18 protein-coding genes are annotated in these 21,031 nt (G+C 72.7%); 10 read left to right on the forward strand and 8 right to left on the reverse strand.

What is annotated here, in order from left to right:
* The 3 genes from ACFCZ1_RS02085 to ACFCZ1_RS02095 all read right to left on the reverse strand — a co-directional run.
* Window positions 1–562 (reverse strand): phosphoribosyltransferase (locus tag ACFCZ1_RS02085; RefSeq protein WP_376676379.1); only part of this gene is annotated, 562 nt, incomplete at its 3' end.
* A gap of 12 nt (window positions 563–574) precedes the next feature.
* Window positions 575–3,265: a formate dehydrogenase subunit alpha gene (gene fdhF, locus ACFCZ1_RS02090; protein WP_376676380.1), complete on the reverse strand. Its 2,691-nt coding sequence runs from the start codon at window positions 3,263–3,265 to the stop codon at window positions 575–577.
* Window positions 3,262–4,941: an NAD(P)H-dependent oxidoreductase subunit E gene (locus ACFCZ1_RS02095; protein WP_376676381.1), complete on the reverse strand. Its 1,680-nt coding sequence runs from the start codon at window positions 4,939–4,941 to the stop codon at window positions 3,262–3,264. Before ACFCZ1_RS02095 ends, fdhF begins: the two co-directional genes overlap by 4 nt.
* A gap of 246 nt (window positions 4,942–5,187) precedes the next feature.
* Here ACFCZ1_RS02095 and ACFCZ1_RS02100 point away from each other — a divergent pair, with 246 nt between their 5' ends.
* Together ACFCZ1_RS02100 and ACFCZ1_RS02105 are read left to right on the forward strand one after the other, a co-directional pair.
* Window positions 5,188–6,042, forward strand: coding sequence for an ABC transporter ATP-binding protein (locus tag ACFCZ1_RS02100; protein WP_376676382.1), 855 nt, complete (start codon window positions 5,188–5,190; stop codon window positions 6,040–6,042).
* Window positions 6,039–6,860: an ABC transporter permease subunit gene (locus ACFCZ1_RS02105; protein ID WP_376676383.1), complete on the forward strand. Its 822-nt coding sequence runs from the start codon at window positions 6,039–6,041 to the stop codon at window positions 6,858–6,860. The genes ACFCZ1_RS02100 and ACFCZ1_RS02105 overlap by 4 nt, the downstream gene beginning before the upstream one ends.
* A 128-nt stretch (window positions 6,861–6,988) precedes the next feature.
* On the opposite strand, the gene ACFCZ1_RS02110 is transcribed toward ACFCZ1_RS02105, so the two are convergent.
* From ACFCZ1_RS02110 to ACFCZ1_RS02125, 4 genes are all read right to left on the reverse strand, one after another.
* A complete protein-coding gene (locus ACFCZ1_RS02110) occupies window positions 6,989–7,714 on the reverse strand; it encodes a hypothetical protein (protein ID WP_376676384.1) in 726 nt (241 codons plus the stop codon).
* Between the two features lie 73 nt (window positions 7,715–7,787).
* Complete coding sequence (locus tag ACFCZ1_RS02115; RefSeq protein ID WP_376676385.1) at window positions 7,788–8,456, reverse strand: CBS domain-containing protein; 669 nt, start codon at window positions 8,454–8,456, stop codon at window positions 7,788–7,790.
* Window positions 8,457–8,614: 158 nt separating this feature from the next.
* Window positions 8,615–9,034, reverse strand: coding sequence for an MBL fold metallo-hydrolase RNA specificity domain-containing protein (locus ACFCZ1_RS02120; protein ID WP_376676769.1), 420 nt, complete (start codon window positions 9,032–9,034; stop codon window positions 8,615–8,617).
* Window positions 8,950–9,393, reverse strand: a complete 444-nt coding sequence (locus tag ACFCZ1_RS02125; RefSeq protein ID WP_376676386.1) for an MBL fold metallo-hydrolase — start codon at window positions 9,391–9,393, stop codon at window positions 8,950–8,952. Before ACFCZ1_RS02125 ends, ACFCZ1_RS02120 begins: the two co-directional genes overlap by 85 nt.
* 177 nt (window positions 9,394–9,570) lie before the next feature.
* Between ACFCZ1_RS02125 and ACFCZ1_RS02130 the strand changes: the two genes are divergently transcribed.
* The 5 genes from ACFCZ1_RS02130 (at window position 9,571) to ACFCZ1_RS02150 (ending at window position 15,591) form a co-directional block, all read left to right on the forward strand.
* Window positions 9,571–10,659, forward strand: a complete 1,089-nt coding sequence (locus tag ACFCZ1_RS02130) for a zinc-dependent alcohol dehydrogenase family protein (protein WP_376676387.1) — start codon at window positions 9,571–9,573, stop codon at window positions 10,657–10,659.
* Window positions 10,660–10,663: 4 nt separating this feature from the next.
* Window positions 10,664–11,341 carry a helix-turn-helix domain-containing protein gene (locus ACFCZ1_RS02135; protein WP_376676388.1) on the forward strand — a complete coding sequence of 226 codons (678 nt, stop codon included), beginning with the start codon at window positions 10,664–10,666 and terminating at the stop codon, window positions 11,339–11,341.
* A complete protein-coding gene (locus ACFCZ1_RS02140) occupies window positions 11,338–11,556 on the forward strand; it encodes a hypothetical protein (RefSeq protein WP_376676389.1) in 219 nt (72 codons plus the stop codon). The genes ACFCZ1_RS02135 and ACFCZ1_RS02140 overlap by 4 nt, the downstream gene beginning before the upstream one ends.
* Complete coding sequence (locus ACFCZ1_RS02145; RefSeq protein WP_376676390.1) at window positions 11,553–13,955, forward strand: glycoside hydrolase family 65 protein; 2,403 nt, start codon at window positions 11,553–11,555, stop codon at window positions 13,953–13,955. Before ACFCZ1_RS02140 ends, ACFCZ1_RS02145 begins: the two co-directional genes overlap by 4 nt.
* Before the next feature lie 124 nt (window positions 13,956–14,079).
* On the forward strand, window positions 14,080–15,591 hold the full coding sequence (locus ACFCZ1_RS02150; RefSeq protein ID WP_376676391.1) for an ATP-binding protein: 1,512 nt from the start codon (window positions 14,080–14,082) through the stop codon (window positions 15,589–15,591).
* Here the strand turns inward: ACFCZ1_RS02150 and ACFCZ1_RS02155 are convergent.
* On the reverse strand, window positions 15,557–16,912 hold the full coding sequence (locus ACFCZ1_RS02155) for a nicotinate phosphoribosyltransferase (protein ID WP_376676392.1): 1,356 nt from the start codon (window positions 16,910–16,912) through the stop codon (window positions 15,557–15,559). The two genes, ACFCZ1_RS02150 and ACFCZ1_RS02155, sit on opposite strands and share 35 nt — an antisense overlap.
* Before the next feature lie 148 nt (window positions 16,913–17,060).
* Here ACFCZ1_RS02155 and ACFCZ1_RS02160 point away from each other — a divergent pair, with 148 nt between their 5' ends.
* The 3 genes from ACFCZ1_RS02160 (at window position 17,061) to ACFCZ1_RS02170 (ending at window position 20,827) form a co-directional block, all read left to right on the forward strand.
* Complete coding sequence (locus ACFCZ1_RS02160) at window positions 17,061–17,717, forward strand: flavodoxin domain-containing protein (protein ID WP_376676393.1); 657 nt, start codon at window positions 17,061–17,063, stop codon at window positions 17,715–17,717.
* A 135-nt stretch (window positions 17,718–17,852) separates the two neighbouring features.
* Window positions 17,853–20,327 (forward strand): phosphoenolpyruvate synthase, encoded by a 2,475-nt coding sequence (gene ppsA, locus ACFCZ1_RS02165; protein WP_376676394.1) that lies wholly within the window; start codon window positions 17,853–17,855, stop codon window positions 20,325–20,327.
* The gene (locus tag ACFCZ1_RS02170; protein ID WP_376676395.1) at window positions 20,324–20,827 is read left to right on the forward strand and encodes a flavodoxin domain-containing protein; all 504 of its coding nucleotides are present in this window, start codon (window positions 20,324–20,326) and stop codon (window positions 20,825–20,827) included. Before ppsA ends, ACFCZ1_RS02170 begins: the two co-directional genes overlap by 4 nt.
* Window positions 20,828–21,031: the final 204 nt, after the last annotated feature.

Consider the following 21,031-nt stretch of genomic DNA (forward strand, 5'->3'; position numbering starts at 1 on the left):
GCGGGGCCGCGCGCGCCGGGTCTGCCCCCCCAAAACCCCCCGGGGGCCCCCGCGCCCGCGGCCCCCCCCCCCCCCCCCCCGCGGCCACGGGGACGGCCAGCACGACGCGCGACGCCCCGTGGGCCCGTGCCACGCGGCAAGCCGCGGCCGCCGTCGCTCCCGTGGCGATGCCGTCGTCCACGATCACCGCGGTGCGGCCGGTCAGTGGCACCCGGCGACGGCCTTGACGGTAGCGGGAGAGCCTTTGCGCAAGCACCGACCGCTCCCGCTCCTCCACCTCGGCGCACTCCCGTCCACCGATTCCGGCGGCGCGTACGGTCGCCTCATCGATGATCACGGCGCCGTCCTCGCCGATGGCGCCGAATGCCACCTCGGGCTGGAAGGGAACACCGAGCTTCCGTACGACGATCACGTCGAGCGGTGCGTGCACCGCTCTCGCGACCGGCCATGCCACCGGCACTCCGCCGCGGGGGAGTGCGAGCACCACCGGGTCCTTCAGCTGCAGCCGTGCAACCTCGGGGGCCAGCAGCTGCCCGGCGGCCGTGCGGTTGGAGAAGCGCATCGCCGTGTCCCGTCATTCGTCGGTGCCATCGGTCAGACGCACCGCGGTGACCTTGTATTCCGGACAGGAGGTGAGGGTGTCGACGTGGCCGGAGGTCAGCCGGTTCACCCCGCTGGCCGGGAAGTGGAAGGTGCAGAAGACCTGGCCGGGGGAGGTGCGCGGACCGACGCGGGCCAGCAGACGGGCCCGGCCGTGACGGCTCCGCACGGTGACGGGCCGCCCGTCGCGGATGCCGTGGCGGACCGCGTCGTCGGGATGGACGTCGATGTGGTCGACCGCGTCGAGGCCGAGGTTGCCGCCCCGCCGGGTCATGCTGCCGGAGTTGTAGTGGGCCCAGCTCCGGCCGGTGACCAGGATCAACGGGTAGTCGGCGTCCGGTTCTTCGCCCGGCGGCAGGTACGGAACGGCCGCCAGGTGCGCGAGCCCGTCCGGTGTGGCGAAGCGTTCCCGGTACAGCTTCGCCGTTCCCGGGCCGTCCGGATCCGGGCAGGGCCAGGCGACCGCTCCCTCCCGGTCCAGACGCGCGTGGGAGAGCCCGGCGAACAGCGGGGCCAGACGGGCGCATTCGGCCAGCGCGTCGGCCGGGGTCGCGCAGGCCGGGTCACCGCCGCCCATGGCCGCGGACACCGCGCGTACGGCGTCGAAGTCGCTGCGGGCCTCGCCGGGCGGCGCCACCGCGGGCCGCACGCGCTGGAAGCGTCGGTCGAAGTTGACGAACGTGCCGTCCTTCTCCAGCCAGGACGCCGCGGGGAGCACGACATCCGCGTGCTCGGCCGTCTCCGACAGGAACAGCTCGCTGCAGACGACGAACGGGCAGGCGTCGAGGGCACGGACCACGTTCTCCGTGTCCGGGTCGGTGGCGCACACGTCCTCTCCCATGACCCACAGCGCGCGCAGGGCACCCGACCGGGCCGCTGCGAACATCTCCGGGATGCGTAGGCCGGGACGTGCCGGGACCGGCAGGCCCCAGACGGCTTCCGCACGGGCGCGGACCGCCGGGTCGGTGATCTTTCCGTAGCCGGGAAGGAGATCCGGCAGGGCCCCCATGTCGGAGGCGCCCTGCACGTTGTTCTGGCCGCGCAGCGGGTTGACGCCGAAGCCGCGGTCCGTTCCGACCGCTCCGCGCAGGATCGCCAGATTGGCCAGGGACCGGACGCCGTCCGTGCCGTGGAGGTGTTCCGTCACCCCCAAGCCGTAGACGATCGCGGGGCGCTGTGCCCGTCCGTACATCCGGGCGGCGCTGATCAGGTCCGCGGCCGGGACACCGGTGATGCCGGCCACGCGCTCCGGCGGGTAGTCGGCCACGAGAGCGGTGAGCTCGGGCAGGCCGACGGCCCGGTCGCGCAGGAACCGCTCGTCGACGAGCCCCTCGGCGATCAGGACGTGGGCCAGTGCGTGGAACAGCGCGACGTTGGTGCCCGGGCGCGGCCGCAGGTGGACGTCCGCCTGCAGGGCGAGGCCCACGGCCCGCGGGTCGGCGACGACCAGCTTGGCTCCCCCCAGCGCGCGTTGGAGCAGCCGCGCCCCCACCACGGGGTGGGCCTCCACCGGGTTGGCGCCGACCACGAGGAGGCAGTCGGCCTGCTCCACCTCGTCGAAGGTGTCGGTTCCGCCGGACAGGCCGAAGGAGGCGACCAGCCCGGCCGCCGAGGGTGCGTGGCAGAGCCGGGAGCAGTTGTCGATGTTGTTGGTGCCGACGACGGTCCGCATGAACTTCTGGAAGAGGTAGTTCTCCTCGTTGGTGGCCCGGGCCGAGGAGATGGCGGCCACCGCGTCGGGCCCACCCGATGCGACGGCCGCCGACAGGCGTTCGGCCACATGACGGACGGCCGTGTCCCAGCTCACCGGTTCCAGGCGCTCCCCCCGGCGCATCAGGGGGCGGGTGAGGCGGTCGGGGGAGGTGAGGTACCCGTGGGCGAAGCGGCCCTTCACACATGCATGCCCGTGGTTGACGGGCCCGTCCCGGGCCGGCAGCACGGCGGCGACCCCGGCGTCGCGCACGACGACGTCGAGGGAGCATCCGACACCGCAGTACCCGCAGGTCGTTCGCGTGACACCGGCGGTGGGCACACCCGTGGTGATTCCGCGTCCCGCACCCGGCTCGGAGATCGCACCGGTCGGGCAGGTGTCCACACAGCCGCCGCACGACACGCAGTCCGACTCGGCCCAGGGGCCCCCGGTACCGGGGGCGACGACGGTGTCCGCCCCGCGGCCCACCAGGGTCAGCGCGAACGTGCCCTGCACGTCGGAGCACATGCGCACGCACCGGCCGCACGCGATGCACAGGTCGGGGTCCAGGTGCACGTACGGGTGCGACGCGTCCGCCTCCCGCCCACCGGAGCCGTGCGCGGTCTCGGGCCCGATTCCCATGGACCGGCAGAGGTGCGCGAGCTCGGAAGGGTTTCCGGCTGCCAGGGCGCGCGGCGGGAGTGCGGACACGATGACTTCCACGGCCGCGCGCCGCAGTTCCCTGAGGTCGTCCGAGGCCGTTTCCACGCGGTTGCCGTGGGTGGCCGGCGTGACGCAGGCCGCCGCGAGCCGTCCGTCCGACCGGACCAGGCAGGTGCGGCACGATCCCACCGGGCCGAGCCGGTCGTCGGAGCAGAGTGCGGGCAGCCGCACCCCCGCGGCTCGGAGCGCGGACAGCAACGAGGTCCCCGCGGGTACGTCGACGCCCGTGCCGTCGACCTCGATCCGGATCACGGAGCCCACCCCGGGAGCTGGTCCCCGTACGCCCGTGCGAGACTGCCGACCGCCACCGGCAGACGTCTGCCGAAGGCGCAGAGGCTGGCCTGCCCGAGGACGCGCGACAACCGCGCCCATTCCTCCCCGGGCGGTGAGTCCGCCGCCGCGAGGTCCCGTCCCCGGCGCGAACCGACCCGGCAGGGCGAACAGGCCCCGCAGCTCTCGGCAGCGGCGAACTCCCAGAAGTGCCGCAGCACTTCGACGGGATCGATGCCGCGGTCCAGGGCCACGATGCCCGCGTGCCCGAGCGCCGCCCCGCGAGCGGCCAGGCCGGTCTCGGTGAGGGGGACGTCCAGGGCGTCGGCGGACAGGAATCCGCCGAGCGGCCCGCCGATCTGGAGGACGGCCAGCTCCGCTCCGCCCTTCAGCCCACCACCCAGCTCGGTGACGATGTGCCCCACGGACGTGCCGAGTTCGACTTCGTAGGCGCCCGGGCGTGCGAAGCGCTCGGACAGGCTGACTAGCTTGGTACCCGGCTCCGAGGGCGTACCGCGCCGGGCGTACGCAGCGCCGCCCCGGCTGACGATCCACGGGATCGCCGCCAGTGTCTCCACGTTGTTGACCACGGTCGGCCGATCCCACAGGCCCCGTTCCGTGGGGTACGGCGGCCGGGCCCGGGCGCACCCGCGGCCGCCTTCCAGCCCCGCGATCAGCGCGGTCTCCTCACCGGCCACGTACGATCCGGATCCGCTCACCACGTCGACGTCCAGGGCGGTCCGCGTACCGTGCACGGACGTACCGAGGTGTCCCTCCGCGTAGGCCCGCGCCACGGCCTCGCGCATCGAGGCCAGCGCCCGCGGGTACTCCGAGCGCACCAGCACCAGCCCCCGGTCGGCTCCGCACGCCAAGCAGGCCAGAGCCAGGCCCTCCAGCACCCGATCCGGATACCGCTCCATCAGCAACCGGTCGGCGAAGGAACCGGGATCCCCCTCGTCTCCGTTGGCGATCACGACCCGGCCGGCGTCCGGCGTCCGGCTGACCGCCTGCCACTTGGCGGCGACCCGGAAACCCGCCCCGCCACGTCCGCGCAGTCCGGACAGCGAGACTTCCCGGTGGACGTCCTCGGAACCGGCGGACCGGACGGCCGTCGGCCACACCTGCCATGCGCTGGCGCCCGCGAGGAGCACGGAGTCGCCGGTGGTGTCGGACGCGGGAATTCCGGGGGCCCGCGGGGGTTCCCCTCCGGCGAGCTGCACGGCGAGCGAGTCGCCGGTGCACGGTGTGGTGCCGTCCAGAGCGGCGGGAGCCGCGTAGCAGTATCCAAGACACCGCACCGCTTGCAGCGACGTCGCCCCGTCCGCGGAGACGGAGCCGGCGCTCACGCCCAGCTGCCGCTCCACGGCGCCGAGATGGCGTCCGCCCTGCGCGGCGAAACACGCCGTCGCCGAGCACACGCGTACATGCCGGCGGCCGTGCGCGGTGGACAGATCGGCGTAGTACGTCGCGGGCCCGAGGGCCGAGGCGCCGGGAAGGCCGAAGGGTTCGGCGACCGCCGGGGCCCAGGCGGAGGGATCCGCCGTACGCTCCTCGCGGGCGTGCGCGAGTGCCCGCATCAGCCGTTCTCCCGGCCACCCCCGGCGTCCTGCGAGCGCCCGGAACGCATCGGAACGGCTGTCACGGCGCACAGAAGCCATAGCTCCATGGTCGGCCCGGTCACCTTGATCCGCCATTCCGCCGTCCGGTGCGGGGCCGTCCCGTGCGGGTGGCCGAGCCCGCGGGGGCGCCGGGCGTTCTCCTGGCCGCCGTCGTCCGGAACCGTGGAACCGTGGAACCGCGGTTCGCGGGGCGCGGGCCGGAGGGCGGAGACAGACTGGTTCCATGGGCACCGCGTACGCCATCGAGCTGAGCCGGCTGACCAAGCGGTACGGGGCCGTGGTCGTGTGGAGGGGCTGACCCTCACTGTGCGGCCCGGGGAGGTGTTCGGGTTCCTCGGGCCGAACGGGGCCGGCAAGACGACCACCTTGCGGTGTCTGACCGGGCTGCTGCGGCCGACTGAGGGCCGGGCACGGGTGCTGGGGCTGGATCCCCTCGCTGATCACCGGCGGGTGGCTCCGGAGGTCGGGTATCTGCCCGGGGAGCTGCGGCTGTATCCGGAGCTCACGGGCGAGGAAACCCTGGATCTGCTCTCCGCCCTGCAGGGTGTGCCGTCACGGCGCCGCAGCGAGCTGTGCGGGCGGCTGGGGCTCACACCGGCGGTCCTGCGGCGGACGGTGGGCGAGTACTCCCGGGGCATGAAGCAGAAGATGGGCCTGGTGCAGGCACTGCAGCACGACCCGCGGCTCGTGGTGCTGGACGAGCCGACCGAGGGACTGGATCCCCTGGTGCAGGAGACGTTCTTCGAGCTGATGGGGGAGGCCGCAGCAGGCGGCCGGACCGTGCTGCTCTCCAGCCATGTGCTGCCCGAGGTCCAGCGGGCCTGCGGGCGCGTCGCGATCGTACGGGACGGGCGGTTGGTGACCGTGGAGAGCGTGGCGGCGCTCCGTGAGGCCCGGGCCCGGAGGATCCGGCTCACCTTCGGCGACGGCGCGGGCCCCCGGCCCCTGGGGCGTGCCGACGACTGGTCGCCGCGGTGGTCGGGTGACCGGGTGGAACTGCTCGTACCGCCGAGCGAGGTGGTCGGCGCGCTCAGGGGCCTGCTGGCGCTGGCGGTGACCGACGTGACCGTGGAGGAGGCGGGACTGGACGAGGCGTTCCTGGACCTGTACCGGAACGGGGACGCGGGGCAGGCCCCGTGAAGTCCCGTTGGCCGCTGTTGTGGCTGTCGCTGCACCGGCGCCGGCGGATGCTGATCGCCCTCGTGATCGGGATGGTGGTCTTCGAGACGCTGATCGTCGTGGTGGCGAACACCATTGCGCCGGGTCAGCTGTTCTCCGGGGGCGGCACGGGTCCGCCGTCGGCGGTCCGGGCGTTCAGCGGGTCGAGCGGGGACGTGTCGATCGCGAGCTATCCGGGGCTGCTGGGAGCCGGCCTGGTGCATCCGTTCTGGATCGCCATGCAGCTCACGGCGATCGGTTCCCTCGCGGCGGCGGCCGTGGCCGCGGACGTGGAGTCGGGGACGATCGAGCTGCTCATCGTTCGCCCGGTGTCCCGGCACCGCCTCCTGGCCGAGCGTACGGCCGCGGTGGGGCTGGCCGCGCTGGCCCTGAACGCGGCGGCCACGCTGACGGTGGCGGCCGGCGTGGCGCTGTCGCCCGACATCCGTCGGGAGGTGTCGCTCGGCGGAGTGTTCGCCGCCGGGGTGATGGGGTGCGGGTTCGCGCTGTGCCTGATGGGGCCGGCCCTGGCCGTATCGGCGTGGGGACGCAGACGGGCCCAGGTGATCGGGGCGACCATCGCGATCGGGGCCGTGGGCTTCGCGGTGAACTTCATCGCGCTGGCGTGGTCGACAGCGGCGCCACTGCGCTTCATCAGCCCGTTCCACTACTACACGCCGGGTGACGCGCTCGCCCGGGGACATGTGCTGTGGCCGCAGCTGGGGGTGCTCGTCGGAGTCGGAGTGCTGGGACTCGTTGCCGCGCACGCGTTGCTGATGAGGCGGGATCTGGCCCCGTGAGGGCCGTCCCGCGCATCCTGTGCGGGCCCGCCGGCGGTTCGGCCCGTCCGGGGCGTGCGGCGGTGCGGGAGTACGCGGACGGCGACGGCGGTCCACCCGGGCCGGGGACCGCTCCCGTGGCCGCCGGCCTACTCGGACCGCAGCGCGCGAACCCGGGCACGGAACGTGCGCCAGCGCCGCTCGTTCTCGTGCACGAGCGTCGCCGACTCCACCATCAGGTCGGCCGCCCGGTCGAACAGCTCGGAAGCCGAATAGAGGTAGGCGGGGGCGTTCCGCTCGCCTCGCAGGTCGGCCCGTAGCGCCGCGGGGGAGAAGTCGACACGGGCCAGCACGTCGAGGGCGCGGCGCAGCAGCCGCGCGACCAGAACCTGCAGGCCCGCCGCCTGCCAGTCATTGGCGATGATCCGGTGCCGCTCTCCCAGCAGGTCGGCAAGTGCCGGATAGGCGGCCAGGCTTCCCGCGATCTCCCACGCCTGCTCCATCGCCCGGGTCAGCCATGCGCCGCCCTGCCCGGTGTCCTCGGCGAGCACGCCGACTTCGTTCTTCAGCCTCCGCAGTTCGGCGGGCTCGGCCTCCCCCTCCATGAAGAGGATCCCCGACTCCGCCGCGAGCCCCGGGGCATTCAGGTCCTCCGCGCCCGCGAACGCGATCGCCGACGTCCGCTCGCCGGCTTCGGCCTCGCTCCACCAGTCGGCCAGTGACTTCAGCGCCCGAGAGCGCGCCTGGAGCTCTCCCGCCTGCCGCAGTGGCGCCTGCGAGTAGTACTTCTCATGCTCCCGATGGAACCGCGCCAGGTTGTCGATCACCTGGAGCAGGGGATCGGGAGGGGTCTGCTGCGCCTGGTCCTCGGGCATGCCAGCAGTGTGCACGACGTCTCATCCACACGGCACCGGGGCACGCCCGTCCGAGTCGTTCGCCGGACGGACCTCAGGCTCCCTCATCGGGGGCGGACGCAAGCGCTTCCAGACGGTTGTGCACGCCCACGACCCCCTCGACGGCCTGGGCGAGGCGCGTGGCCATGGGAATGCGGCGTGCGTCGCGCACCCCTCCCGAGAGGGTGACGACTCCGTGCGTGACATCGACCTTGACGGTCCCGCGCGATACGGGGAAGAGCTGCTCGACGACCTCGTGCCTGATCTCGGCGGCGAGCTCGTCGTCGGAACGCAGAAAGACCTTCAGGAGGTCGGCGCGGCTGACGATGCCCTTCAGGATGCCGTCGGCGTCGACGACCGGAAGGCGCTTGATGCGCCGCTCGGCCATGAGGCGGGCGGCCTGGGGGAGCGTGGTGCCGGGCCGGACGGTGACGGCAGGGGTCGTCATCAGGTCCTCGGCGCACGTGGAGCCGGCCTTCGAGGTGTCGCCGAGACGGCGCATCTGCTCGATCATGCCGGGGCGGTGTGCGTGGAACTCCTCCTTGGGCAGGAGGTCGGCCTCCGAGACGATGCCGACCACACGCCCCTCACCCTCGATGACGGGGAGGGCGGTGACCTTCCACCGCTCGATGGCCGAGACGATCTCCTTGAACTCTGCGGTGGGGGTGACGGCCACGACCTGGTGGGTCATGACGTCGGCGACTGTGTAAGGGGTGGAGGTCATGGCACGTTCCTCAGCGGGCGTGGGCGGGCGGCTGGCCGCTGCCGTGGGGGCGAGCAGGTCGCGGATCCGGGTGGCGGGTCCTCATGGTCCTCATGGTCCTCATGGTGCTCATGGTGTGCCCCAAACCCTTCCCCCACACCTGCGCCCGGCACGGGGACTCAGCGGACCAGGACGGCCTCCCCGGACTTGGGTACGACGGCCGTCCAGCCCAGCTCGCGGTCGATCCGGTCCCGGAGGGTCTCGGCTGCGGTCTCCTCGCTGTGGACCAAGTAGGTGGTGCGGGGTGCGGGGGCGTGGCGCAGCCAGTCGATGATCTGTCCGGCGTCGGCGTGCGCCGAGAAGTGCGGTACGTCGGCGATCTCGGCGCGTACGGGGAGGTAGTCGCCGAACATCTTGAGCGTGCGGGCGCCGTCCACGAGATCGCGGGCCCTGGTGCCGGCGGCGGCGGACCCGACGACGACCACGGCGCTCCGCGGGTCGGGGAGGAACCGGCTCAGGTGGTGCAGGACGCGCCCGCCCGTCGCCATGCCGGCGGAGGAGACGATGACGGCCGGCCCGCTCGTGTTGTTGATGTCGATGGATTCCTGGACGGTACGGGCGGCAAGGAACGGTTCCGGGCTGATCGCCTGCTCGCCCTGGGCCAGGACCTCGGGCCCCGGAAGCCGTGCCGGACCAGCCGGGGCAGGTAGCCGCAGTGGTCCAGGTGCGCGTGGGTCACGACCACGGCGTGGATGTCGGAGGCGTCGCACGCCAGCTTCGCCCAGTTGCGACGCCGCAGGTCCGCGAAACCCTGGAAGAGACCGCAGTCGACGAGGACGCGGGCGTGGTCGCTCTCGACGAGGAACTTGCTGCCGGTCACGGTCCGCACGCCTCCCAGGAACCGCAGCAGCGCCGGGCGGGAGGACGAGGGCACGGTGGTCGGGGCTGTCTCGGCCATGGCGGCGGCCCTCCTTTCGAGGGGGGTACCGCTCTTCACCATCGCATTCGCCGCACCGGGCGGGGAGGGGCCCGACGGGCCCAGGGCCGGGACCGAACGGCCCATGCGCCCAGGACAGCCGCCGGGCCAGCCTGGCACTGTCCCCACAGGACGAGAAACAGGAAGAAGGGCGATGTCATGAAGGCACTCGTCTTCCAGGGCCCCGGGCGGACCGCCTGGCAGGACGTGCCGGACCCGATCATCAAGGACGCCGCCGACGCGGTCGTCCGCGTCGACGCGGTGACCATCTGCGGTACCGACCTGCACATCATCAAGGGCGACGTGCCCGAGGTGACCCCGGGACGGATCCTCGGCCACGAGGCCGTGGGCACCGTGGTGGAGACCGGCGGCGACGTCCGCACGGTCCGCCCCGGTGACCGCGTGCTGATCTCCTGCATCTCCTCGTGCGGCCGCTGCCGGTTCTGCCGGGAGGGCCACTACGGACAATGCCGCGGAGGCGGCGGCTGGGTCCTCGGCCACACCATCGACGGCACGCAGGCCGAGTACGTCCGGGTCCCCTTCGCCGACCTCTCCGTGCACCCCCTCCCGAGCGCCGTGGACAGTCACGACGCGGTCCTGCTGGCGGACATCTTCCCCACCGCGTACGAGGTCGGCGTGCTCAACGGAAACGTCCGGCCGGGTGACACGGTCGTCGTGGTCGGGGCGGGCCCGATCGGCCTCGCAGCCATCACCACCGCCGGTCTGTACAGTCCCGGGCGGATCATCGCCGTCGACCTCGCGGACTCGCGACTGGCAGCGGCCCGCGCGTTCGGCGCGGACGCGACCGCCGGCGCGAACGAGCAACCGGAACAGCTGGTCGCGGACCTCACCGACGGACTCGGCGCCGACGTGGCCATCGAAGCCGTCGGAGTCCCGGAGGCCTTCGAGATGTGCGCCCGCATGGTGCGTCCCGGTGGGCGCGTCGCCAACATCGGCGTCCACGGAAAGCCCGCCACCCTGCACCTCGAAGAGCTGTGGATCAAGGACATCACCATCACCACGGGACTCGTCGACACCTACTCCACGCCCATGCTGCTGCGCATGATGGCCGCCGGCCGCCTGCCCGGGAGCGCGCTGGTCACCCATCGCTTCGAGCTGGGGCAGATGGAAGAGGCGTACGACGTGTTCGCCCGCGCCGGCGACACGGGTGCGCTGAAGGTGGTGCTGGGCGGCCCCCGGCACGACGTGCTCGCCCAAACGGCCCGGCGCGAAGCCGAGAGGACGTGACGCCATGAACAGGAGCAAGCCCGGACCCGCCGCGGAGGTGCCCGTCGGCCGCACCGATCTGGGCCGCCGGCTGGTCGCGCGGCGGGAGGAACTCGGGCTTACCCGGGAGCAGGTGGGCAAGCGCTGCGGGGCCGACGCCACCTACGTCGCCTACCTGGAGGAACACGCCGCGGCCCCCGCCATCGGCTCCCTCGTCCGTCTCGCCGACGCGCTGGGGACGACCGTGGCGGAACTGACCGGCGCGACCACCGAGTATCCGCCCGGGCGCGGCATGGCCCGGCGGGACGCGGAACTGATCGCGCTCACCGACGCCGATTGCCGCCACCTGCTGTTCACGCACGGCGTCGGCAGGGTCGCGGTCGTCACCCCCGGGGGACCTGCGATCTTCCCCGTGAACTACGTGATGGCCGGCAACGAGATCGCGTTCCGCACGTCCGAGGAGGCGGCGCTCGCGGGGACCGCGGGGACGGAGGTGGCTTTCGAGGTCGACCACATCGACGAAGCCATGAAAGAAGGCTGGAGCGTCATGGCCGTGGGCGAGGTCGAGGGCGTCACCGATGCGGCGGGCAAGCAGCGGCTCGACGCCATCGCGCGCTCGATGCCCTGGGCCGGGGGCGAGCGCACCCACTGGATGAAGCTCACCCCGACCCGGCTCACCGGACGCCGCGTGGTGCACCGGTGAGCACACTGCGCGGGGTCGTCCTCGACACCGGCGGGGTGCTGCCCGACCCGGCCGCGGACCGGCCGGGCACCGCCCCCGCCCGCGCGGCCGGCGAAGACGCCCCCGCCGGGGTGGAGGCCACCGGCGCCGAAGCGCACTCGCGCGCTCATGGCCCGGACGTGGTGTTCCCCGGTCTCACCGCCGTGGCGCGCAGAGCGCGGGGAGCGGGGCGGTGAACACCACGTGGACCTGGACCTTCAACGACTACGACCCCAAGAAGGAGCGCCTGGTCGAAGCCCTGTGCACGCTCGGCAACGGCAGGTTCGCCACCCGGGGAGCCGCGCCCGAGGCGCCCGCCGACTCCGTCCACTACCCCGGAACGTACGTGGCCGGCTGCTACAACCGGCTCTCGTCGCAGGTCGCGGGCAAGCGCGTCGGCAACGAGGATCTGGTCAACCTGCCCGACTGGCTCCGCCTGCGCTATCGCTGCGTGCCGGACGACGGGCCGATGGGGGACTGGCTCACCCCCGACGACCCGAGCCTGCGGCACCACACGACCTCGCTCGACCTCCGCGGCGGTGTCCTCACCCGCCGGATGCTCTTCCAGGACGGCCACGGCCGCCGGCTCGGCGTCACCCACACCCGACTGGTCCACATGGGCGATCCGTACCTCGCAGCCCAGCGGACCACCTTCCGCGCGTACGGCTGGAGCGGGACGATCGTGGCCGAGGCGATCCTCGACGGCGACGTCGCCAACGCGGGCGTCGAGCGGTACCGGGACCTGGAAGGGCGCCACCTCACCGGCCACCGCGCCGGAGTCGGCGCCGACGGAGTCGCCTGGCTGTCCTGCCTGACCAATACCTCCCGGATCGGCATCGGGGTCGCCGTCAGGACGACCTCCCGGCCCGTCGTCGCGACGACCATGAGCTGTACGCAGAACGCCACGGTCCAGACACTCACACTGCCGGTCTCCCGCAGCCGTCCCGCGACCGTGGTCAAGTCCGCGGCCCTGTACACGTCCCTGGACCGCCCCCAGGGCGACCCCCTCTCGCGCGCCGTCGAGCACGCGTCACACGCTGCCTCGTTCGAGGTGCTGCTCGCCTCCCACCGCGCCGCGTGGCAACGCCTCTGGAGCCAGGGCGAATTGACGGTACCCGGCGAAGCGGGGCGCATCCTTCGGCTCCACCTCTTCCACCTCCTCCAGACACTCTCGCCGCACACCGCGGAGATGGACGTCGGCGTGCCCGCCCGGGGGCTGCACGGTGAGGCGTACCGCGGTCACGTCTTCTGGGACGAACTGTTCGTCCTGCCCTACGTCACACTGCACTTCCCGGAAGTGGCGCGTGCCCTGCTCATGTACCGCCACCGTCGGCTGCCCTCGGCCCGTGCCGCCGCGCAGCGGTGCGGTCTGCACGGTGCGATGTTCCCCTGGCAGAGCGGCAGTTCGGGCGTCGAGGAGACCCAGACGCTGCACCTCAATCCCCGGTCGGGCCGGTGGCTGCCCGACCACTCGCACCTGCAGCGCCACGTCGGCTCGGCCGTCGCGTGGAACGTGTGGCGATACGGTCAGAGCACCGGGGACACCGGGTTCATCGAGGGCCCGGGGGCGGAACTGCTGCTCGACATCGCCCGCTACTGGGGCTCCGTGGCCACCTTCGACGCCGACCGTGAGCGCTACCGGATCCGCGGCGTGGTGGGGCCGGACGAGTATCACGACGGCTATCCCGAGGCGTCGGCGCCGGGGATCGACGACAACGCGTACACGAACGTGACCGCGGCCTGGACCCTCGCGCGTGCACGTGAGCTGCTCGACGGGCTGTCCGAAGCCCGCCGCAGGGAGCTGGTCGGGCAACTCGGCCCCGACGAGGAGACGCTGGACCGCTGGGAGGACATCTCCCGCCGGATGTACGTGCCGTTCCACGCCGGCGTCATCAGCCAGTTCGAGGGCTACGGAAGCCTGGCCGAACTGGACTGGCAGGCATACCGGGCCCGCTACGGGGACATCCGCAGGCTCGACCGCATCCTGGAATCCGAAGGCGACACGGTCAACCGGTATCAGGCCTCCAAACAGGCCGACACCCTCATGCTCGGCTACCTCTTCCGCCCCACGGACCTCGGGGCCCTCTTCGACCGCCTCGGGTACCGGCTCGATGACGACGTGTGGCGTGCGACGGTCACGTACTACCTGAACCGCACGAGTCACGGGTCGACCCTCAGCAGCCTGGTGCACGGCTGGGTCCTCGCCAGCCAGAAGGGCGCGGACGCCTGGCGGTACTGCCAGGAGGCCCTGCTCAGCGACGTGGCGGACATTCAGGGCGGCACCACCGGCGAAGGCATCCACCTGGGTGCCATGGCCGGCACCCTCGACCTCATCGAGCGGGGTATCGCGGGGCTCGAGGCGGGCCCGGGAGGACTCCTCGTCGATCCCGTCCCGCTCCGGGAGGTTCCCCGCGCCTCGTTCACCTTCTGCTATCGCGGGCACCGGGGCATCCGCGTCCAGCTTCTTCCCGGACGGCTGGGCATCAGCGTGCCCGCCTCCCCGCTCGTGCCGCCGCTGCCGGTGTGCCTGGCCGGCGAACGGCTGGCGACCGTGGCCGCGGGGGAGGAGCGGTGGTTCGGACTGACTGCGGACTGACAGCGGACTGCCCCCCGGGCTCCGAAGGGGCTCGCCGGAACGGCGGACGGCGGCGCGCCGCGCGCCGGACCGTCCCGCGCCCGAGAATGGAGTCAGTCCTCAGCCGCTTCCGGAGGTGCATGGTGTGAATGCCGTACACGGACAGCGACACCCGACGGCGGTCCCTGACCTCTCCGCCAAGCCCGGCCGGCTCTTCGACAGGGAGGACGAATGGGCGACATTGATCGACTTCTCGAGCGATCCGCAGGCGGGCACGAGGCTGGGCGCGGTCGTGGGCCGGCCGCGCCAGGGCAAGACGCTCCTGCTCGAATCGGTCGCCCGGGTGACCGGCGGGTTCTACTTCTGCGGTCAGGAAGCCACCGAAGCCGAGTCCTTGCGCAGACTGGGCGAGGAGTACGCGCGGTACCGGCAGGTCGCCCCACCCAGTCACTGGCGCGACTGGAAGGAAGCCGTCGACGCTCTCCTGGCACTGGGTGACTCGCGGCCGCTTCCCGTGATCATCGACTCGTTTCCCGACCTCGTCGCCGCGAGCCCGGCCCTGACGTCCGTCATCCACGGCGCGCTGCGCCGCCTCGCGCGCGCGCCGCAGGCGAACCGCGCGCGCCTGATCCTGGGAGGATCCACCGCGCCGGTCATGAACCGGCTGTTCGCGCCCTCTTCCCAGCTGGAGGCCGTGTCCGCTCTCAAGCTCGACCTCCAGCCCCTGGACTTTCGCAAGGCAGCCCAGTTGTGGGGCATCGACGACCCGGAGCTGGCCTTCCGCGTGTACGCCGTTGTGGGCGGAACGCCGGCCTACCGGCACGACTACGTGGGCGGTGACGTTCCCGTCGACCGGAACGACTTCGATGCCTGGGTCTGCCGAACCGTCCTGAATCCGCGCACGCCGCTGTTCCGTGAAGCCCGCCACCTCGTCGATGAGGAGACCGGGCACCAGAGCCCCGGTGCTTGTCACTCCGTGCTCGCCGCCCTGGCCGCCGGCTGCACGACCCAGGGGGAGATCGCCGCCTTCCTCGGGCAGCAGCTCTCCGACGCCTCCCGCGCCCTCGCCGTTCTCCGGGAGAACGGCCTCCTCCGGATGGAGCACGACGGATTGCGGCCGGCCGTCGTACGCCACCGGCCCACCGACCAGCTCCTGGCGTTCGAGCACGCCGTGGCCCGCCCGCGCAGGACCGCGCTGGAGCAGGGATCCGCCGAAGCGGTGTGGGAAGGTGCGCGAACCGATTTCAACTCCCGTGTCGCCGGACCCCAGTTCGCTCAGACGTGCAGGGACTGGGTCGTCCGCTTCGCCTCCCCCGACTCCTTCGGCGCCGACCACCTGAGTGCGTCGTACGGCTCGCTCGGCGACCCGTCGGCGGCGGGCGGGCTGGAGGCCGAGGTCGTGGTCCGCGCCCGGGACGGTCGCAAGCCCGGTGCCCTGCTGTCGGTGGGGCTCGCGCGCTGGCACACCGGCATGGACGTCCACCATCTGCAACGGCTGCACGGCATCCTCGGCGCACTCACGGCCCGGGAAGAAGACGTCAGCAGGGTCCGCCCGGCCCTTTACGGCGCCTCGGGGTTCAGCCCTGAACTCCATGCGGCCGGGGCACGTGGCGAGGTCATGCTCATCGACCTCGAGCGTCTGTACCGGGGTGCGTAGCGAAGGCCGCTTCCAGGCGCCCGCGTACGTCGGCGGTCAGTGCCTCCAGCTGCGGGGAAACGGTCGCCGCCGGGGCCTCGGGGTCCTGAATGCGGCGCGCGGCCGCCGGCAGCCCGGCGAGATCCGCCTCGAACCGCGCCCGGGCGGCGGCGAGCGAATCGGGCGGCCCCGTCCGCCGGCCGCCCCGCATCACCGTACGCAGCAGGGGCGTCCCGCCGTCCGGCGGCTCCTCGCCGTACAGGCCGATCACATCCGTGCGGCCGGGACGGCGGAACACCTGTTTGCGGGCCGGCGCGGTGACCTTCGCGGTGGACAGCTTCATCACCGGCCTGCCGTCGTACTCGACCAGCTTGTACGCCGCGTCCAGGTACGGGGCATCGGCGGCGACGCCCACCCGGGTGCCGACCGCGAAGACATCGATCGGCGCCCGGTCGCGGACGAGCGCGGCGATGGCGTATTCGTCCAGCCCGCCGCTCGCGATGATCCGCACGTCCTCCAGCCCGGCCCCGTCGAGCAGGGCTCGTGCCCGGTGGGCGAGCGCGCCGAGGTCGCCGCTGTCGAGACGGATCGCGCAGCCCGGGCCGCGCCCCAGCTCGGCCAGGACACGGGCGGCGGCCGCGACGCCGCCCTCCGTGTCATAGGTGTCCACGAGGAACGTGAGCGGGCCGGGGTGGGCGCGGGCGAACGCGCGGAAGGCGTCCTCCTCGCAGGGGAAGGTCTCGATGTAGGAGTGCGCCATCGTGCCGGACGCGGGGATGCCGAACCGGGTGGCGGCGGCGACGTTGCTGGTACCGGAGAACCCCACCAGCGCACCCAGCCGGGCGGCTTGCAGCCCGGCCCCCGGGCCGTGGGTGCGACGCAGCGAGAAGTCCACCAGGGGCCGTCCTCGCGCGGCGAGCACGCATCGGGCCGCCTTGGACGCGACCGCGGTCTGGTGGCACACCTGCGTGAGCAGGTACGTCTCGACGAGCTGGGCCTGCGGCAGCGGGGCGGTGACCTCCAGCAGGGGTTCTTGGGCGCCTACGATCCGGCCCTCGGGGATCGCCCGGACCTCCCCGTCGAAGCGGAGGTCCAGCAGTGCGGCCAGCTCCTGGGGAGGCCGGTGCAGCGCGCGGGCGAAGTCCCGCACGTCGTCCGCCGTGATGCGCAGCCGGGAGAGGTAGTCCAGCGCCGGCTCCAGGCCCGCGGAGACGAGGAACCCCCGGCCGGGCGGCAGGTCCCGGACGAACAGACTGAAGGTGGCCGGCGCGCGCATGCCTTCGCGCAGGTACGACATCGCCATCGTGACCTCGTAGAGGTCGGTGGTCGTCGTCTCGGACATACCTCCAGCGTGACCGCACCCGGCGGTCGCGGCATGGGCCCTTCGGACCCCTGATTGCCCCACGCGGCCCTGTCCGCGGACCGGCCCGGCGGTTTCCCTTGGGGGGAAGGGGTTCCATCCTTCTGGACCACGGACCGGAGGTGCCTGGATGACCGTCCTGATCTGTTACGCCACCGAGCACGGATCGACTCGGGAGATCGCCGGACGCCTCGCGGAGCGGCTGCGCGAAGCGCACCACCCGGTTGACGTCCGCTCGCTGTCCGGACAGGAGGAGGACCGCCCCGACCTCACGCGATACGAGGCGTGCGTCGTGGGCAGCGCCGTCCACGACGGTGCCTGGCTCACGCCTGCCGCCGCGTTCGTCCGTGACCGTCACACGGACCTGGCCGCCCGGCCGGTGTGGATGTTCAGCGTCGGCATGACGGCCGCACTGCCCCGCCTCCTGCGCGGACTCGCCGACAGGGGTGAACAACGGCCGCTGGTCGAGCTCCAGCAGCTGGTCCGCCCCCGTGACCACCACCGCTTCTCCGGCACGATCCGCCCCCAGCACCTCAGCCGGACCGGCCGCATCCTCTTCCGGCTCCTGGGATGCCGCTACGGCTCCTACGTGAACGGCGCCGAGATCGCACTCTGGGCGGACTCCATAGCAGCCGCCCTGCCCCGGACGCCCGGGCCGACCGGTCCCTCCCGGGTACGGCCCACTCGGCCCCCCGCCCCTGACCCGCTCGGCACTGTGCCCCCGGCACCGGGAGGCGCGACCGTGGAATCCGGACGCAGCTCGCAGCCCCCGCTCCCGGAAGGATGACGACGATGTGGCGCATCCGGGCCGAGATCCGACGCGAGCACCCCCACGCGCCCGCGCCGCCGGACCCGCGCACCCCGCCCGGGCGCCCGATGCCCTGCTGAGCCCCGCGATCACCGCACGTACACGGAGGACGTCATGGCCACCACCCGACGCGTCATACCGTTCGCAGAACTCGGCCGTCAGGACGTGGGCCGCGTGGGCGGCAAGAACGCCTCACTGGGGGAGATGACCGCCCACCTGGCCTCCGCCGGCGTCCGCGTGCCTCCCGGGTTCGCCACGACGGCGGAAGCGTACGGAGAGCTGCTGGGCCGCCACGGGCTGCGCGGGCGCATCGACGAGCAGCTCGGACGTCTGCACGAGGGGGCTGCGCTGGACGAGGTGGGGGCGGCGATCCGGTCGATGATCCTCGCCGAGCCGCTGCCGGACGGGCTGCGCACCGAGATCGTCTCCGCGTACGAGCAGCTCGCCCGTGACCACGGGCGGGAGCAGCCCGAGGTCGCCGTACGCAGCAGCGCCACCGCCGAAGACCTGCCGGAAGCGAGCTTCGCCGGGCAGCAGGAGACCTACCTGAACGTCCGGGGGCCCGCCCAGCTGCTGGAGTCCTGCCACCGCTGCTACGCGTCGCTCTTCACCGACCGTGCGATCGACTACCGGGAACGGATGGGCTTCGACCACCTCTCCGTCGCGCTCTCCGTCGGCGTCCAGTTGATGGTCCGGTCCGACCTGGCGGGCGCGGGCGTGATCTTCACCCTCGACCCGGAGAGCGGCTTTCCCGAGGTCATCGTCGTGAGCGCGGCCCGGGGGCTGGGGGAGACCGTCGTCAGCGGTCAGGTCGACCCCGACGAGTACACGGTGTTCAAGCCGAGCATGAAGGACCCGGCGCTGGACCCGGTGATCGACGTACGGATCGGCGCGAAGCGGCAGAAGGCCGTCTACGCGGAACACGGGCTGACCCGGACCGTCGACACGACCGGTGAGGAGCGGTCGCGGCGTGTGCTGACCGACGCGGAGGTACGGCTCCTGGCCGACTGGGCCCGGACCGTCGAGGAGCACTACGGCTGCCCCATGGACCTGGAATGGGCCAAGGACGGCATCACGGGAGACCTGTGGATCGTGCAGGGCCGGCCCGAGACCGTGCAGTCCCGGCGCCGCGCCTCGACCCTGCGCCGCTGCCGGCTGACCGCCACGCCGGGAGATGCCCTGATCGAGGGCATCGCGGTCGGTGAGGCCATCGGCCGCGGCCCGGTCGTCGCCCTGGACACGCCCGTCGACCTCGACCGCTTCCCGGCCGGCGGAGTGCTCGTCACCGGCATCACCGACCCGGACTGGGAACCGATCATGAAGCGGGCCTCCGCGATCGTCACGGACCACGGCGGCCGCACCTCGCACGCCGCCATCGTCAGCCGCGAACTCGGGGTTCCCGCCGTCGTCGGCACCACCCGGGCCACCGAGGTGCTGCGCGACGGCCAGGACGTCACCGTCTCGTGCGCCGAAGGGGGCAGGGGCCGGGTCTACGCGGGCCTTCTCGCGTACGAGGAGACCGAGACCGACCTCGTCGGCCTGCCGGCCACCCGGACCCGGGTCATGCTGAACCTCGCCGATCCGTCCGCGGCCTTCCGCTGGTGGCGGCTGCCGGCCGACGGCGTGGGGCTCGCCCGGCTGGAGTTCATCGTCGCGCACCAGGTCAAGGCCCACCCGATGGCGCTCCTGCACCCCGAACGGCTGGACCACGGGGACCGCTGCGCGGTCGACCAGCTCACCGAGGGCCACCTCGACCGCGGCCAGTACTTCGTCGACCACCTCGCCTACGGAATGGCCCGGATCGCCGCCTCCCGGTGGCCCGCCCCCGTCGTCGTCCGCACCAGCGACTTCAAGACCAACGAGTACGCACGCCTGCTCGGCGGCCGCCCCTTCGAACCGGTCGAAGCCAACCCGATGATCGGCTGGCGCGGCGCGAGCCGCTACTACAGCGACGGGTACCGGGAGGGCTTCGCCCTCGAATGCCGGGCGCTGCGCCGGGTCCGCGAGGAGATGGGCCTGACGAACGTCATCGTCATGATCCCCTTCTGCCGCACCCTCGAAGAGGCCGACAAGGTCCTGGAGGCCATGGCCGACGAGGGCCTGCGCCGCGGTGAGAACGGACTGAAGGTGTACGTCATGGCGGAGATCCCCGCCAACATCATCCTGGCCCAGGACTTCGCCCAGCGCTTCGACGGGTTCTCCATCGGCAGCAACGACCTCACCCAGCTCACCCTGGGAGTCGACCGCGACTCCGAAGCCCTCGCCCACGTCTTCGACGAGAACGACCCCGCCGTCACCCGCAGCATCGAGGCCCTGGTCCCGCGCGCCCGGTCCGCCGGCCGCACGGTCGGTCTCTGCGGCCAGCGCCCCAGCGACGACCCCGCCTTCACCGAGTTCCTGGTCACGACCGGCATCGACTCGATCTCCGTCGCCCCGGACAGCTTCGCCGCCGTGAAGCAGCACGTGGCGACCGCCGAACGCAAGCGGTACGGCCCGGACCGAACGGGACGGGAGGAGCACGTCGCGCCACGCACGGCGGGGAACCCGGTGAAGCACACCGAAAACGACAGGAACGGAGAATCGTCATGACCTTGAAGCGGGTACTCATCGCCTACGGCACCAAGCACGGAGCGACCGCGGGCATCGCCGAGCAGATCGGCGTGACCCTCCGCGCGGACGGCCTCGACGCCGTCGTGCTCCCCGCCGACGACGTGGACGACGTACGCGGCTACGACGCCGTGGTGCTCGGAGGAGCCCTGTACGCGGGGCACTGGAGCCGCAAGGCCAAGCGCTGCGCCGAACGCAACGCCGACTCCCTCAAGCACCGCCCGGTCTGGCTGTTCAGCAGCGGCCCGGTCGACAGCTCCGCCGAGCAGCACGACATCCCGCCGGTGCGGGCGGTCGCGCAGCAGATGGAGCGACTGGGCGCACGCGAACACGTCACCTTCGGCGGCAGCATCACGGAGCACACCCCGGGGCTGATCGCCAAGGCGATGGTCCGCCAGGGCAAGGGCGGCGACTTCCGCAATCCCGAGCGGATCCAGACCTGGGCCCACCACATCAGCGCCGAACTCGCAGACCTCCACTGAGAGACTCGGCACGTCCGCAGGGCGGAGGGACGACATGTTCGAGGCCCACCCGGAGAAGGGCTCGCTGCGACGACTGCCGGCGCGGCGCCGGTGGAAAGAAAAGCGCCCCGCCCCCCCCCCGAAAACCCGCCACAGGGGCGGATCCCCCCCGCCGTGGACGCGCAACGCCGGGCGGTGTTCCCAAGGCGGCGGGGCGGCCCGGAT

This window comes from Streptomyces sp. NPDC056224 (assembly GCF_042267665.1).
GTDB lineage: Bacteria > Actinomycetota > Actinomycetes > Streptomycetales > Streptomycetaceae > Streptomyces.

Bases quoted from the DNA above. Each gene is read 5' to 3' on its own strand.
- ACFCZ1_RS02095 (WP_376676381.1), bottom strand. From the start codon at position 4,941: ATGGCTTCTGTGCGCCGTGACAGCCGTTCCGATGCGTTCCGGGCGCTC.
- ACFCZ1_RS02110 (WP_376676384.1), bottom strand. From the start codon at position 7,714: ATGCCCGAGGACCAGGCGCAGCAGACCCCTCCCGATCCCCTGCTCCAG.
- ACFCZ1_RS02115 (WP_376676385.1), bottom strand. From the start codon at position 8,456: ATGACCTCCACCCCTTACACAGTCGCCGACGTCATGACCCACCAGGTC.
- ACFCZ1_RS02125 (WP_376676386.1), bottom strand. From the start codon at position 9,393: ATGGCCGAGACAGCCCCGACCACCGTGCCCTCGTCCTCCCGCCCGGCG.
- ACFCZ1_RS02130 (WP_376676387.1), top strand. From the start codon at position 9,571: ATGAAGGCACTCGTCTTCCAGGGCCCCGGGCGGACCGCCTGGCAGGAC.
- ACFCZ1_RS02135 (WP_376676388.1), top strand. From the start codon at position 10,664: ATGAACAGGAGCAAGCCCGGACCCGCCGCGGAGGTGCCCGTCGGCCGC.
- ACFCZ1_RS02155 (WP_376676392.1), bottom strand. From the start codon at position 16,912: ATGTCCGAGACGACGACCACCGACCTCTACGAGGTCACGATGGCGATG.
- ACFCZ1_RS02160 (WP_376676393.1), top strand. From the start codon at position 17,061: ATGACCGTCCTGATCTGTTACGCCACCGAGCACGGATCGACTCGGGAG.
- ppsA (WP_376676394.1), top strand. From the start codon at position 17,853: ATGGCCACCACCCGACGCGTCATACCGTTCGCAGAACTCGGCCGTCAG.
- ACFCZ1_RS02170 (WP_376676395.1), top strand. From the start codon at position 20,324: ATGACCTTGAAGCGGGTACTCATCGCCTACGGCACCAAGCACGGAGCG.